Consider the following 14,564-nt stretch of genomic DNA (forward strand, 5'->3'; position numbering starts at 1 on the left):
CCCTTCTGACGCGGGACTACCTCGAAGGCCGAGACTCAAGGACGCCATCGGCTATGAAATTGGCCGGTGGCACTTCTCTCTCGATGCCATTTCGTCGAGTATTGGCGGCATGGATGTCAAGGAAGTGCTGCTGCCGGGAGTCGGTCTGCGGTACGAGTTCACCAGCCATCAAGGTGAGCGGATCGGCATCATCGCCCGGCGCACCGGCGATTTCGACATCGTCCTGTATACCGCCGAGGACCCTGACGCATGCCGGCCGGTCTTCCGCCTCAACGGCGAAGAGGCCGACACCGTGGCCGCTATTCTCGGTGCACCGAGAATCGCCGAGCGGTTCACCGAGCTGACCCGCGAGGTGCCCGGGCTCGAGGCAGGTCACATCTCGGTCGAGCCCGAGAGTCCATTCGTCGGCCGGCCGTTGGGCGACACCCGCGCCCGCACCCGCACCGGCGCCTCGATCGTTGCGATCGTCCGCGGCGACGATGTGGTCGCTTCGCCCGACCCCGCGGAAACGCTGCGGGCGCGCGACGTCCTGATTGTGATCGGCACCGAAGAGGGCATCATCGGAGTCCGGCAGATCGTCAACAAAGGCTGAGCCGGTGGATGTTTCGGAGGCGCTGCTATTCGAGCTCGGCGCCCTCTTGGTGATGCTTGCCCTGCTCGGCGCCCTTGCCCGTAGGTTCGCATTGTCGCCGATCCCGGTTTATCTGTTGGCTGGCCTGGCGCTGGGTAAGGGCGGCCTTCTGCCGGTGGCCGCCGCCGCTGACTTCGTTAGCACCGGCGCACCCATCGGCATTGTGTTGCTGCTGCTGACCTTGGGTCTGGAGTTCTCCGTGACCGAATTCGCCAGCAGCCTGCGCCATCATTTGCCGTCGGCGGCTGTCGACATCGTCCTCAACGCCACGCCCGGTGCGGTGACCGGCTGGCTGCTCGGGTTGGACGGCGTTGCCATCCTGGCGCTGGCCGGCGTTACCTACATCTCGTCGTCGGGTGTCATCGCGAGATTACTCGAAGACCTGCGCCGCCTGGGCAACCGCGAGACCCCGGCGGTGCTGTCGGTGCTGGTGCTCGAAGACTTCGCGATGGCCGGCTACCTGCCGATGTTCACGGTGCTGGCATTGCGCGGCAGCTGGCTGGACGCGCTCGGCGGGACGCTGGCCGCGATCGGCGCCCTTGTTGCGGCGTTCGCCGCGTCCTACTACTGGGGTCATCACGTCGGCCGCCTGGTGGCGCACCCCGACTCCGAGCAACTGCTGCTGCGGATCTTGGGCATCACCTTGCTGGTCGCGGCGCTGGCCGAGTCGTTGCACGCATCCGCCGCGGTCGGCGCGTTCCTGGTGGGCCTTACCCTGACCGGGGAAACGGCCGACCGGGCGCGCAGGGTCCTGGGTCCGCTGCGGGACCTGTTCGCCGCGATCTTCTTCCTGGCGATCGGATTATCGGTGAGCCCCAAGGAGCTGCTTCCGATGCTTCCGGTGGCCGTCGTCCTGGCCGCGGTGACCGCCGCAACCAAGGTGCTGACCGGGATGTACGCCGCCCGCCGTGACGGAGTGGCACGGCGCGGCCAGTTGCGCGCGGGCACCGCGCTGATCGCTCGAGGCGAGTTCTCACTGATCATCATCGGATTGGTCGGCGCATCGATCCCCACGGTGGCGGCGTTGGCAACCTCCTACGTCTTCATCATGGCGATCGTGGGCCCGGTCGTGGCGCGTTACACCGGCGGGCCGCTGCCGAGCGCCGCCTGAGACGAAGGCCGTCAGCCGATGTGCAAGGCGACGACCAGCCAGCGCGGGCCGCCGCCGGCGCTCACCCGTTCCACACGACAGGCGATCGCATGGATCCGGTCTCCGCGGCTGTAGCTGCCGAACACCTCTGCCGCGGTTTCCGCGGACCCGACCGGTTGCAGTCGAACCCGGCGCAACACCGCGGTCCCGTGCTGACCGGCCACCGCGTCGCTGACCGACAGCACCGCGTGGACCAGGTTGGGCGCCAGCAGTGAACCCAGCTGTGCGGCGGGACGGCGGCGGTCGATGACTTCGAGCACCCGACGCAGTGCCGCGTCGGTGAACACGGCCGCCTGGCGCATGGGTGCCGGCATGCCCTCGTTGGTCGGATGCTCGCCGCGGGCCCGGCGAGGCGCCCGTAGACTGCGCGGGCGTAGGGGTGGGTGCGTTGATTGTCGGCACCGGGGGATGGTTCCCGTGGGCGGTTCGTACTCGACTACCGGGACAACGGCGAAAGTCGGACGATGAGGCGGTTCGACAATAGGACTGATGCTCAACGGGCTCTCTCCAGATCAACACAGGTCAAACGATGGCAATGAGAGGATGCGGACCGCGCGCCTGCTGGAGAGTGGCAGACAAACTGCCGGTCATCATTGCACACATCACGCCGGCGTGTACCCGCCCCGTAATGTGGCCCCCGTCGAGTGGGAACCGTGAGCCACATCGATCCAACCGCCAGATTGGGGACGAATTGACAAGGAGGACAGGGCCGTAAATGGTGACCCGGTTGTCCACGACGGACGCGTCTTTCTATCGGCTGGAGAACACCGCCACCCCCATGTACGTCGGGTCGCTGATGATCCTGCGCCGGCCGCGGGCCGGACTGAGCTACGAGACGCTGTTGGCCACCGTCGAGCAGCGGCTGCCGCAGATACCGCGCTACCGGCAGAAGGTACGCGAGGTGAAGATCGGCATGGCCCGCCCCGTGTGGATGGACGATCCCGAGTTCGACATCACCTATCACGTCAGGCGCTCGGCGTTGCCGTCGCCGGGCAGCGACGAGCAACTGCACGAGCTGATCGCGCGGCTGGCCGCCCGGCCGCTGGACAAGTCGCGGCCGCTATGGGAGATGTATCTCGTCGAGGGCCTGGAGAAGAATCGCATTGCCCTCTACACCAAGTCGCACCAGGCCCTGATCAACGGGGTGACGTCACTGGCCATCGGCCACGTCATCGCCGATCGGACGCGCCATCCACCGCCGTTCCCCGAAGACATCTGGATACCGGAGCGCGACCCCGGCCACACCCGGTTGGTGCTGGGCGCCATCGGTGACTGGCTTATCGGGCCGGGAGCGCAGCTGCAGGCCGTCGGTTCCGCGGTCGCTGGCGCGGTCACCAACTACGGCCAACTCGTCGACGCCGGTCGCCGGGTTCTCGATGTTGCGCGCACCGTGGCGCGCGGCACCGCACCCAATAGTCCGCTCAATGCCACCGTTTCGCGCAATCGACGATTCACGGTGGCGCGCGGGCGGCTCGAGGACTATCGGACGGTACGCGCCCGCTATGACTGCGACATCCACGACGTGGTTCTGGCCGTGATCGCCGGCGCGCTGGGCAACTGGCTGATGTCACGCGGTGAGACGGTGGCGCCGACGGCCACGGTGCGCGCGATGGCTCCGCTGGCGGCGTACGTCGATGACCAACTCGATTCGACTGGTCCCGGCCAGGCCATGAGCCAGGTGACTCCCTTCTTGATAGATCTGCCGGTAGGGGAGGGCAACCCCGTGGTGCGGCTGTCCCAGGTCGCGCACGCCACCGAATCGAACCCGACGGCAGCGAGCCTGGTAGACGCTCGGACCATCGTCACGCTTTCCGGCTTTGCGCCGCCCACCCTGCACGCGATGGGTGTCCGGGTCGCGACCAGCTATTCGGCGAGGTTGTTCAACCTGCTGATCACCAATGCCCCTGGGGCGCAATCGCAGATGTACGTCGCGGGCACCAAGTTGCTGGAGGCTTACGCGGTGCCGCCGCTGTTGCACAACCAGGCGCTGGCCATCAGCGTGACGTCCTACAACGGCATGCTGTATTTCGGGATCAATGCCGACCGCGACGCGATGAGCGACGTCGACCTATTGCCGGGCCTGCTCGGCCAATCGCTCGAGGAGTTGCTGGAAGCGTCTCGGTAATTATCCGAGTCGAAATGGCTAGTGGAGATACCATCCGTTGTTGTGAGCACTGCGATAACCAACGGCGCGCCGGCCAAGGCGGCGAAGCCGAAGAAGAAGTCAAACCCGCCGGCCAAGCGCAAGATTCCGGCCACCGTCTACCATGCCGAATTGTTCCGGCTACAAACGGAATTCGTGAAGCTACAAGAGTGGGTACGGCATTCCGGAGCGCGGCTGGTGGTCGTCTTCGAGGGCCGCGACGGTGCCGGCAAAGGTGGGACCATCAAGAGAATCACCGAATACCTCAATCCGCGCGTGGCCCGTATCGCGGCGTTGCCCTCGCCGACCGACAGGGAACGCGGACAGTGGTATTACCAGCGCTATATCGCACACTTGCCCGCCAAGGGCGAAATCGTGCTCTTCGACCGGTCGTGGTACAACCGCGCCGGCGTCGAAAAAGTCATGGGATTCTGTACGCCGCAAGAGCATGCGCTGTTCTTACGGCAAACGCCGATCTTCGAGCACATGTTGATCGACGACGGGATCTTGCTGCGCAAGTACTGGTTTTCGGTGTCCGACGAGGAGCAGTTGCGGCGCTTCAAGGCCCGCCGCAGCGACCCCGTCCGGCAATGGAAGCTCAGCCCGATGGACCTGGAATCGCTGTACCGGTGGGAGGATTACTCCCGCGCCAAGGACCAGATGATGGTGCACACCGACATCCCGACCAGCCCGTGGTATGTGGTGGAATCCGATATCAAAAAGCATGCGCGGCTGAACATGATGGCTCACCTGCTGTCCACCATCGACTACCGCGACGTGGAGAAGCCGAAGGTCAAGTTGCCCAAACATCCGTTGGTGAGCGGCAACTACCAGCGCCCGCCGCGTGAATTGTCCAACTATGTCGAAGACTATGCGGCGACGTTGATCGATGGTTAGCGCGGCGATCACGCGGACTCGGCGGCTCGGCCCATGATGCAGGTCTACGTCCCGGCCACCCTGGCCATGCTGCGGCAACTTGTCGCCGACGGTTCACTGTGGCCGGTCAACGGCACGGCGTTCGCGGTGACGCCGAAATTGCGGGAGTCATATGCCGAGGGCGACGACGACGAGCTTGCGGAGGTGGCGCTGCAGGAGGCCGCGCTGGCGTCGCTGCGGCTACTGGCCGACGACGGAGGCGAGGGTCTGCCGCCGCGCCGGGTGGTGATCGCCGCCGAAGTGGACGATGAAGCGGACGATGTCACGTTGCGCCCCGATCTCGACGACGCCGTCGTCAGACTGACGTCGCCGGTTGCGATGGATCGGGTGGTTGCCGCCTATGTCGACAACCCCGCCGCCGAACCGGCCGTCACTGCGGCGATAGCCGTGATCGACGCCGCCGATCTCGGCGACGAGGACGCCGACCTGGTTGTCGGTGACGCCCAGGACCACGATCTGGCGTGGTATGCCAACCAGGAGTTGCCGTTCCTGCTCGACTTGCTTTGACAGCGCATTGCCAGGTGTCAACCGGCCTCGGTCTCAGATTGATTGTGCTGTCGGGTAGTAGCATCACCTGCACCGTCCCACGCTCCGATGCCAGAGGAGTGGTCATGAGTACCGCCGCTGACCGTGCCCGTCAGCTCGATCTGGTTGCCCGGCTGAAGTCGGCCTATCCCGAGCTTCCTGACGCGCCCACTCCCGACCTGCTCGACCACGATCGCTTCTGGGCGTACATGAAGACCAACCACGACGTCGGCGGTGAGCCGGACGCGCCCATGACGTACGAGAACAAGCAGTACGAGTACTGGGAGCACATGACGTATGTGCTCTGCGAAGTGCTTGCGTGGCGCGGCATTTGGCTGTCGGAGGAGCGCCGGCGGATCGGCAACGTCGACGTGGGACGCGCGGTCTATCTGGGCTTCCCCTACTACGGTCGCTGGCTCTGGGCGGTGGCGCGGGTGCTGGTGGAAAAGCATCACATCAGCCTGGGCGAGCTCAGTGAACGAATGGCAGCGGTCAAGGCCCGCTATGCCGGCGGCCTCGACGGGAAGAAGCTTGCAGCACAACCGAATTCAGAAGGTGACGGCACCAGCGTTATCCGCAATGCGCACCACACCCACGCAGTCGGCAAAGGCGATCCGCAGGTGTACGCCGGTCAGGCCGGGCAGCCCAGGTTCCGCGTCGGCGACCCGGTGGTGGTACGTGAACTGCCCGCGTTGCTGTACACCCGCACCCCGGAATATGTACGGGGCGCCACGGGCGAAATCGCATCGGTCGCCTACGAAAGCCCGGCCCCCGAGGACGAGACGTGGGACCGGCCCGATGCGCGGCCGGAGTGGTTCTACATCGTGCGGTTCAACCTCTCCGAGCTATGGCACGGATACACCGGGACCGCCACCGACACCCTGCAGACGGAGCTTCCCGAGCGGTGGCTGACGGCGGCCCGAGGGTAGGAGTTACGAGATGACCGATCATGATCACGACCACGAGCGAGCGCTTGCCCCCACGGTCGACGAGATCACCGACTTCGAGGTTCTCGAGATCGCGTTGCGCGAATTGTGCATCGAGAAGGGCATTTTCACCGCCGAAGAGCATCGACACTTCACCGAGTTCGCCGAACAGATCAACCCCACACCGGCCTCGCACCTGGTGGCACGCGCGTGGCTCGATCCCGAGTTCAAGCAACTCGCACTCACCGATGCCATGGCCGCCAGCAAGGAGGTCGGCGTCGACTGGCTGGAACCCACCGGCTTCGGTACGCCGAGCGACTTCACCGCGTTCCAGATTCTCGAGGACACACCGACGCTGCATCACGTGATCGTCTGCGCATTGTGCTCGTGTTATCCGCGGCCGATTCTCGGGAACTCTCCGGAGTGGTACCGCACCCCGAACTATCGCCGGCGGATGGTCCGCTGGCCACGTCAGGTGCTAGCGGAATTCGGGCTCTATCTGCCCGACGACGTCGCTATCCGGGTAGAGGACTCCAACCAGAAGCACCGCTTCATGGTCATGCCCATGCGCCCGGAGGGAACCGAGGGCTGGGACGAGGATCAGCTGGCCGAGATCGTCACCCGCGACTGTGTGATCGGTGTGGCACTGCCCAAGCCAGGTGTCACGAGCAACGTCATCACCGCCACCAGGGCCGCGATACATCCAGCCGAGTGACGGGCAGAAGATACAGAAGATGAGGCCACAGGATCCGATCCAGCAGCGCACCATCGCGCCGTTGCAGCAGATCGTGGAGCGCAACCAGGTCTGGTCGCGGATGGCCGAAAAGTACGGTGTGAGCAATCCCGTGCCGCCGTGGAAGTCCAGCCTGGACGGCCTGTGCGACGCCCTCGACCGCGCTTCCTGCACCGCGGACATCCCTGATTTCAAGCAGCGACGCGATGAGGAAGACATCCTCTCGGAGAGCCGGTATTCCAGCCTGCCCTATCCGGAGAACCAGCTGGTGTCACTGGCCCATTCACTGGTTGCTCGTGGGGTCATCGGGCAAGCAGAGCTGGCACAACGGCTGTCCGACATCCGAAAGCGCCTGGAAGCCTGACCGGCTCCCGGTCACCGGGTAACACCGGCCGTCCCGCTTGCATCCTGACCGTCCTGTGACGCAACTTGCACATTCCGGCCTAGCTACGCAACCGTAAGTTACGGTACCGTAGCCTTATGACGTGGGCCTGAGCTTGCCCGCTACCCAGGCGGAAGCCAATGGCCGCGCCGCAATCAGGAGCTTCGCATGAGTAAGAAACACGCGGTGATCAACGCCAAAGTCGCCGACACCAGACGGCCGACCGTCGCCGGCGCAGAGCGGCATCCGGGCTGGCACGCGCTGCGCAAGATTGCGGAGCGGATCACGACACCGCTGTTGCCCGACGACTACTTGCAGCTGGCCAATCCGCTGTGGTCGGCGCGCGAATTGCGGGGCCGTATCCTCGAAGTCCGCCGCGAGACCGAAGACTCGGCCACCCTGGTCATCAAGCCGGGCTGGGGCTTCAGTTTCGACTACCAACCGGGCCAGTACATCGGGATCGGCCTCTTGGTCGACGGGCGCTGGCGCTGGCGTTCGTATTCGCTGACGTCGAGCCCAATCGGGACGTCTGGATCCGCGCGCACCATCACCATCACCGTGAAGGCGATGCCCGAAGGCTTCCTGTCCACCCACCTGGTGGCCGGTGTCGAACCGGGGACCGTCGTGCGACTGGCCGCCCCCCGGGGAAACTTCGTGCTGCCCGATCCGGCGCCGCCGTCGATGCTGTTTCTGACCGCCGGGTCCGGAATCACCCCGGTGATGTCGATGCTGCGAACATTGTTGCGCCGCAACCAGATCACCGATATCGCGCATCTGCATTCGGCGCCCACCGAAGCTGACGTGATGTTTGCCGCCGAGCTGGCCGCGCTGAGCGATGATCATCCCGGTTATCGGCTGACGGTGCGCACGACCCGCACCGAGGGAAGACTGGATCTCACCCGGCTCGATGAGCAGGTGCCCGACTGGCGCGACCGGCACACCTGGGCCTGCGGTCCTTCCGCCATGCTCAACCAGGCCGAGAAAATCTGGGCCGCAGCCGGTATTAGCGACCGGCTGCACCTGGAGCGGTTCGCGATGTCCAAGGCGGCACCCGCCGGCGCGGGTGGCACGGTCACGTTCGCCCGTAGTGGCAAGTCCGCGGCGGCGGATGCCGCGACATCGGTGATGGATGCGGGCGAGGGTGCCGGTGTGCAGATGCCTTTCGGCTGCCGCATGGGCATCTGTCAATCATGTGTGGTCGACCTGGTAGCGGGCCACGTGCGTGACCTGCGGACCGGTCAGGAACATGACCCCGGCACCCGGATCCAGACCTGTGTGTCGGCCGCCTCGGGTGACTGTGTGGTCGACATCTAAAGCTACCCGCTGGTAACTTACGGATACGTAGCCTACGATGGCGTAGGTACGTAATCGATTCAAGGAAACGTACGACGTAGGGAGAAGACAATGGCGATAACCGACGTCGACGTATTCGCGCATCTCACGGACGCCGACATTGAAAACCTTGCGGTTGAGCTCGATGCCATCCGCCAGGACATCGAAGATTCTCGTGGCGAGCGCGATGCCCGCTACATCCGCCGCACCATTGCCGCCCAGCGTGCGTTGGAGGTCAGTGGCCGGGTGATGCTGGCTGCCGGCTCGCGGCGCAGCGCATGGTGGGCCGGGGCGGCGACCCTGGGCATGGCCAAGATCATCGAGAACATGGAGATCGGCCACAACGTGATGCACGGCCAGTGGGACTGGATGAATGACCCGGAGATTCACTCCTCGACCTGGGAGTGGGACATGAGCGGGTCGTCCAAGCACTGGCGTTACACCCACAACTTCGTGCACCACAAGTACACCAACATCCTGGGCATGGACGACGACGTCGGCTACGGCATGCTGCGCGTCACCCGGGATCAGCGGTGGAAGAAGTACAACATCTTCAACCTGGTGTGGAACACCATCCTGGCGATTGGCTTCGAGTGGGGAGTTGCGTTGCAGCACTTGGAGATCGGCAAGATCTTCAAGGGCCGGGCGGATCGCGACGCCGCCAAGATCCGGCTGCGCGAGTTCACCGGCAAGGCCGGCCGCCAGCTGTTCAAGGACTACGTCGCGTTCCCGGCGCTGACCTCGTTGTCACCCGGCGCGACCTACAGGTCCACCTTGACCGCCAACGCAGTGGCCAACGTGATCCGCAACGTGTGGTCCAACGCCGTGATCTTCTGCGGGCATTTTCCCGACGGCGCTGAGAAGTTCACCAAGACGGACATGATCGGCGAGACGAAGGGCCAGTGGTACCTGCGCCAGATGCTGGGCAGTGCCAACTTCGAGGCCGGGCCCGCATTGCGGTTCATGAGCGGCAACCTATGCCACCAGATCGAGCACCACTTATATCCCGACCTGCCGAGCAACCGCCTCGCCGAGATGTCGGTGCGGGTGCGCGAGGTGTGCGACAAGTACGACTTGCCTTACACCACAGGCCCGTTCCTGGTGCAGTACGCCAAGACGTGGCGCACGCTGGCCAAGCTGTCGCTGCCGAACAAGTACCTGCGCGACAATGCCGACGACGCGCCGGAAACGCGCAGCGAGCGGATGTTCGCCGAACTGCAACCGGGCTTCGCCGGCATTGATCCGGCGACCGGACGCCGCCGCGGCTTGCGGACCGCGATTGCCGCGGTACGTGGTTGGCGGCGCGGCAGGCGTACCGAGATGGGTCCGGCCACAGACGATCTGGCGGCTTAAAGGTCCGTCGCCCAGCGTGAAATCACTGCGAGATTTTGGCCTTCTTTTCGCAGCGAGAACACGCTCGGCGCCTGCCACCACCGCTCGATGATCGTCGCGTTGGCCATGCCGCCGCCCTGGCAGTCTGCAGCCCGTAGCGCCCGCCGCGCTGGTGCAGCGCGTTGACCGGCTTGGTATCCGGCTGGTCAGGTCTCCCTGAGTACCGCGAGCAGTCGGCGGGCGGCGGCGACCCGCCGCGCGGCGGGCCCGGACAAGCTGTCCAGTGCGCATTCGGGATCGGCGGGTGGCCCCATATGCCCACAGCCGCGCGGGCAGTCGTGAATCGCCTCGGCCAGGTCGGCGAACGCCAACAGTACATCGTCGGACCGGATGTGGGCCAACCCGAACGAACGGATCCCCGGAGTGTCGATCACCCAGCCGGCACCTTCGCTGCCGGTTTGCAGCGGCAATGCCACCGACTGTGTCGAGGTGTGCCGCCCTTTGCCGATGTCGGTGACCGCCCCGACTGCCCGATCAGCTTCCGGCACAAGGCGATTGACCAGCGTTGACTTGCCGACGCCGGAATGTCCGAGCAGCACGGTGATCTTGCCGTCGAGCAGGCCGGCCACCGCGAGCAGGGGATCGTCGCGGCCCGCGACGACCACGGTGAGGTCCAGGTCGGCGAACTGTTCGGCGAACGGTTCGGGTGGGGCCAGGTCGGTCTTGGTCAGGCACAGTATGGGCGTCAGCCCGCCCGCGTACGCGGCGATCAGTGCCCGGCCCACCAGCCCGGTGCGCGGCGGGGGATCGGCCAGCGCGACCACGATCAGCAGTTGATCGGCGTTGGCGACCACCACTCGTTCGGTGGGGTCGGTGTCATCGGCGGTGCGGCGCAACACCGTTCGTCGCGGACACCGGCGGACGATGCGGGCCAGCGTGTCCGGCCGGCCGGACAGGTCGCCCACCACATCGACGTCGTCTCCGACGACGATGGGCGTGCGGCCCAGCTCGCGTGCCCGCATTGCGGTGATGCGACGATCCGGGTCCCCGCCCAGCACACAACCCCACCGACCGCGGTCGACGCTGACCACCATGGCGGCCTCGGCGTCGGCGTGTTCGGGGCGGGTTTTGGTCCGCGGCCGCGAACCGCGGCCGGAGCGGACCTTGACGTGGGATTCGTCGTAGTCGCCGGGTCTCAAGCGCCGGGCTCCGCGACCATCTCGGCCCATAGCCGCGGAAACTCCGGCAGCGTCTTGGTGGTAGCGCCGATGTCGTCCACCTCGACTCCGGCGACCCGCAGTCCGATGATCGCGCCGGCCATCGCCATCCGATGATCCGCATACGCGCGCCACAGGCCGCGCCGCAACGGGGTCGCGGTGATCACCAGGCCGTCCGATGTTTCCCGGCAGTCACCGCCCAGGCGGTTGATCTCGGTGCTCAGCGCGGCCAGCCGGTCGGTCTCGTGGCCGCGCAGGTGGGCGATGCCGGTCAGCCGCGACACCGATCCCGGGGTGGCAAGCGCCGCCAGTGCGGCTACCGAGGGCGTGAGCTCACCGACATCGCGCAGGTCGACGTCGAACCCGTGGTACGCGGCCGGCCCTCGCACTTGTAACATTGAATCTGTATGTGAGACAACGGCATTCAGTTGTCGCAGGATACGCAGGATGTGGTCGGCGGGCTGGACGCTGTCGGCCGGCCAGCCGGTGACACCCACCGTGCCGCCGCTGACCACGGCCGCCGCCAGGAACGCGACCGCGTTGGTGAGATCAGGTTCGACATCCCACCGGCGCGCTTTGACCGCGCCGGGCGCGACCCGCCAACGATTCGGAACTGAGTCGTCGACGTCGACGCCGGCCTGGCGCAGCATCGCCACCGTCATCGCGATGTGCGGCGCCGACGGCAGCGCCGCACCGGTGTGCTGCACGGTCAGTCCCTCGGTGAACGACGCCGCGGACAGCAGCAGGCCCGACACGAATTGCGACGACGCCGATGCGTCGATGGCCACCGTGCCGCCGGCGACCGATCCGGTGCCCTGGACGCGGAACGGCAGACCCGCACCGTCGACCTGGACGCCCAGACCGCGCAGCGCATCCAGCAGCGGTGCGATGGGCCGGGCCCGCGCCTGCTCGTCGCCGTCGAACGTGACCACGGCTGCGCTCAGCGCCGCCAGCGGCGGCACGAAACGCAACACCGTGCCGGCCAGGCCGCAATCCACTCGGGCGTCGGGACCGGGGTCCAGCCGGCCGCTGACCGTCAGTTCGGAGCCCGTCCCGTCGACGCGCAGGCCCAGAGTTCGCAGCGCGGCGATCATCAGATCGGTATCCCGGCTGCGCAGCGCGCCGCTGATGGTCGAGGGGCCGTGGTCTTGCGCGGCCGCCAGCGCGGCCAGCACCAGGGTCCGGTTGGTCTGGGATTTCGAGCCCGGAACGATCACCGTCGCGTGCACCGGTGTCGGCGCGGACGGGGCACGCCACGCCTTCAGGGGCTTGGTGCTGCTCACGGCTACATCCTGCCGTGTCGGCGGTTGTCGTGGGTACCAGGCACCATGGGACTCATGTGCGGACGATTCGCGGTCACCACCGATCCCGCCCGGCTGGCCGAGAAAATCAAGGCGATCGACGAAGCCACCGGCACCGGGTCCACGGCCGAGGCGCCCAACTACAACGTGGCGCCGACCAACACCATCGTGACGGTGGTGTCGCGCCACAGTGCGCCGGACGACCAGCCATCGCGCCGGGTACGGCTCATGCGCTGGGGCCTGATCCCGCCGTGGGCCAAGCCCGCGCCGGACGGCGCGCCCGACTCCAAGGGTCCGTTGCTGATCAACGCCCGTGCCGACAAGGTCGCCACGTCCCCCGCGTTCCGGAATTCGGCGCAGCGCAAACGCTGCCTGGTGCCTATGGACGGATGGTACGAATGGCGCGCCAATCCCGATGCCGCGCCGGGGCGTAAGACCGCCAAGACACCGTTCTTTGCGCACCGCCGCGACGGTGACCTGGTGTGCATGGCGGGGCTCTGGTCGGTATGGAAGCCGGGCAACGCTGCTGCGCCGCTGCTGAGTTGCGCCATCATCACCACCGACGCCGTGGGGCAGATGGCCGAGATCCATGACCGGATGCCGCTGATGTTGGCCGAAGCCGACTGGGATGCCTGGCTGAATCCGGACGCACCGCTGGATCCGGAGTTACTGGCCCGTCCGCCGGACGTGCATGACATCGAGCTGCGCCAGGTGTCGACCTTGGTCAACAGTGTGCGCAACAACGGGCCGGAACTGCTGGAGTCCGTCGAGCGGCAGTCGGAGCAGATGAAGCTGCTGTAGTGCCAGTTATGAACCCCGCGTCGCGCGGGGAGTCTGGCGGAGCTCAAACCTGAGGTCAATGTTGTCTGCCGAAGACAACGTTCGGCTCATTTTTGTCGGATGACGACGGAACTGGGCAGCCGACCGCGAGCCTAGCATGCATGTGTGACTGGTTCGTACACCTACACATTCGACGACATCCGGAACCGTCCGGTCGCGGTGATCGGGTCCGGCACCCTGGGTCGCCGCATCGCATTGATGTTCGCCAGCCGCGGCGGCACGGTACGAATGTACGCCAGGCGCGCCGAACAGCACGCCGAAGCGACGCAGTACGTGGCGGAAACACTGCCGAAGCTGTTGCAGGACAGAGGTTTTGGTGAAATCGGCGTGGCGGTGGGCACGAGTTCGCTCGAAGAGGCGCTGGACGGCGCCTGGTTAGCCGTCGAGTCCGTCCCCGAGAGGTTGGAGATCAAGATTCCGCTGTGGGGCCAGATCGACCAAGCGGCACTGCCGGACACCATCTTCGCGACCAACTCTTCGTCGTTCCCGTCACGGCTGATGGCCGAAAATATCAGAGACAAAACACGTTTGTGCAACACGCATTTTTACATGCCACCACAGTTCAACGCACTCGACCTGATGTCGGACGGGGAGACCGACCGCGGCCTGCTCGACACCCTGCTGATCGTCCTGCCCGAGTTCGGTGTCCATCCTTTCGAGGCACGGCGCGAATGCACCGGCTTCATCTTCAATCGCGTCTGGGCCGCAATCAAACGCGAGTCACTGGCCGTCGTCGCCGAAGGCGTGGCCCGCCCGGAGGATGTCGACGGGATGTTCAAGGTCAACTGGCGGGTACCGGCCGGGCCGTTCCACATGATGGACCTGGTTGGCCTCGACGTGGTCCTCGACATCGAAAACCACTACGTCGAAGAGTTTCCGTACTTGCCCAAGCAGGCTCGGGACTTGTTGCGGGAATACGTCGATGCCGGCAAGCTCGGCGTCAAATCGGGCCAGGGCTTCTACAAGTACACCTAGCGCGTTGTTGGCATGGCGATCGATGTGCCGGGGTACGGGGTCCATCGCCCACGCGGACGCCGACGAAGGGGGCTCCGCACCTGCCCGCGAGCAGGCGCAGAATCGCACCATTCCATGGGGACTTGGGCGATTCTCTGTCTG

Annotated in this window: 15 protein-coding genes; 12 read left to right on the forward strand and 3 right to left on the reverse strand. The window is 65.9% G+C overall.

Annotated features, from left to right (window positions below; all coding sequences use genetic code 11):
- The first annotated feature begins 109 nt into the window (after positions 1 to 109).
- Entirely contained in the window at positions 110 to 592 is a 483-nt protein-coding gene (locus tag BST40_RS07050; protein WP_075548333.1) for a cation:proton antiporter regulatory subunit, read from the forward strand.
- Positions 593 to 596: 4 nt separating this feature from the next.
- Positions 597 to 1,742: a cation:proton antiporter gene (locus BST40_RS07055; RefSeq protein ID WP_075548332.1), complete on the forward strand. Its 1,146-nt coding sequence runs from the start codon at positions 597 to 599 to the stop codon at positions 1,740 to 1,742.
- Between the two features lie 11 nt (positions 1,743 to 1,753).
- Here BST40_RS07055 and BST40_RS07060 read toward each other — a convergent pair whose 3' ends face one another.
- Positions 1,754 to 2,278 carry an Rv3235 family protein gene (locus tag BST40_RS07060; protein ID WP_075548331.1) on the reverse strand — a complete coding sequence of 175 codons (525 nt, stop codon included), beginning with the start codon at positions 2,276 to 2,278 and terminating at the stop codon, positions 1,754 to 1,756.
- Positions 2,279 to 2,496: 218 nt separating this feature from the next.
- Here BST40_RS07060 and BST40_RS07065 point away from each other — a divergent pair, with 218 nt between their 5' ends.
- The 8 genes from BST40_RS07065 to BST40_RS07100 all read left to right on the forward strand — a co-directional run bounded on the left by BST40_RS07065 (position 2,497) and on the right by BST40_RS07100 (position 10,111).
- A complete protein-coding gene (locus BST40_RS07065; RefSeq protein WP_075548330.1) occupies positions 2,497 to 3,906 on the forward strand; it encodes a WS/DGAT/MGAT family O-acyltransferase in 1,410 nt (469 codons plus the stop codon).
- Between the two features lie 42 nt (positions 3,907 to 3,948).
- Positions 3,949 to 4,821: a polyphosphate kinase 2 gene (ppk2, locus tag BST40_RS07070; protein ID WP_075548329.1), complete on the forward strand. Its 873-nt coding sequence runs from the start codon at positions 3,949 to 3,951 to the stop codon at positions 4,819 to 4,821.
- 33 nt (positions 4,822 to 4,854) lie between these two features.
- A complete protein-coding gene (locus tag BST40_RS07075; protein ID WP_075548328.1) occupies positions 4,855 to 5,367 on the forward strand; it encodes a DUF6912 family protein in 513 nt (170 codons plus the stop codon).
- A gap of 104 nt (positions 5,368 to 5,471) precedes the next feature.
- Entirely contained in the window at positions 5,472 to 6,314 is an 843-nt protein-coding gene (locus BST40_RS07080; protein WP_075548327.1) for a nitrile hydratase subunit beta, read from the forward strand.
- A 10-nt stretch (positions 6,315 to 6,324) separates the two neighbouring features.
- Positions 6,325 to 7,026, forward strand: a complete 702-nt coding sequence (gene scnC / locus BST40_RS07085; RefSeq protein WP_075548326.1) for a thiocyanate hydrolase subunit gamma — start codon at positions 6,325 to 6,327, stop codon at positions 7,024 to 7,026.
- A gap of 19 nt (positions 7,027 to 7,045) precedes the next feature.
- Positions 7,046 to 7,408, forward strand: coding sequence for a thiocyanate hydrolase (locus BST40_RS07090; RefSeq protein ID WP_075548325.1), 363 nt, complete (start codon positions 7,046 to 7,048; stop codon positions 7,406 to 7,408).
- 186 nt (positions 7,409 to 7,594) lie between these two features.
- Entirely contained in the window at positions 7,595 to 8,740 is a 1,146-nt protein-coding gene (locus tag BST40_RS07095) for a ferredoxin reductase (protein ID WP_083153856.1), read from the forward strand.
- A gap of 90 nt (positions 8,741 to 8,830) precedes the next feature.
- Entirely contained in the window at positions 8,831 to 10,111 is a 1,281-nt protein-coding gene (locus BST40_RS07100) for a fatty acid desaturase family protein (RefSeq protein ID WP_083153857.1), read from the forward strand.
- Positions 10,112 to 10,296: 185 nt separating this feature from the next.
- Here BST40_RS07100 and rsgA read toward each other — a convergent pair whose 3' ends face one another.
- Positions 10,297 to 11,289: a ribosome small subunit-dependent GTPase A gene (rsgA, locus tag BST40_RS07105; protein WP_083153886.1), complete on the reverse strand. Its 993-nt coding sequence runs from the start codon at positions 11,287 to 11,289 to the stop codon at positions 10,297 to 10,299.
- A complete protein-coding gene (aroA, locus tag BST40_RS07110; protein WP_089025045.1) occupies positions 11,286 to 12,572 on the reverse strand; it encodes a 3-phosphoshikimate 1-carboxyvinyltransferase in 1,287 nt (428 codons plus the stop codon). The genes rsgA and aroA overlap by 4 nt, the downstream gene beginning before the upstream one ends.
- A 72-nt stretch (positions 12,573 to 12,644) precedes the next feature.
- Between aroA and BST40_RS07115 the strand changes: the two genes are divergently transcribed.
- Positions 12,645 to 13,409: an SOS response-associated peptidase gene (locus BST40_RS07115; RefSeq protein ID WP_075548321.1), complete on the forward strand. Its 765-nt coding sequence runs from the start codon at positions 12,645 to 12,647 to the stop codon at positions 13,407 to 13,409.
- 144 nt (positions 13,410 to 13,553) lie between these two features.
- Entirely contained in the window at positions 13,554 to 14,423 is an 870-nt protein-coding gene (locus BST40_RS07120) for a 3-hydroxyacyl-CoA dehydrogenase family protein (protein WP_083153860.1), read from the forward strand.
- The last annotated feature ends 141 nt before the right edge of the window (positions 14,424 to 14,564 follow it).

This window comes from Mycobacterium persicum, from assembly GCF_002086675.1.
Classification (GTDB): Bacteria; Actinomycetota; Actinomycetes; order Mycobacteriales; family Mycobacteriaceae; genus Mycobacterium; species Mycobacterium persicum.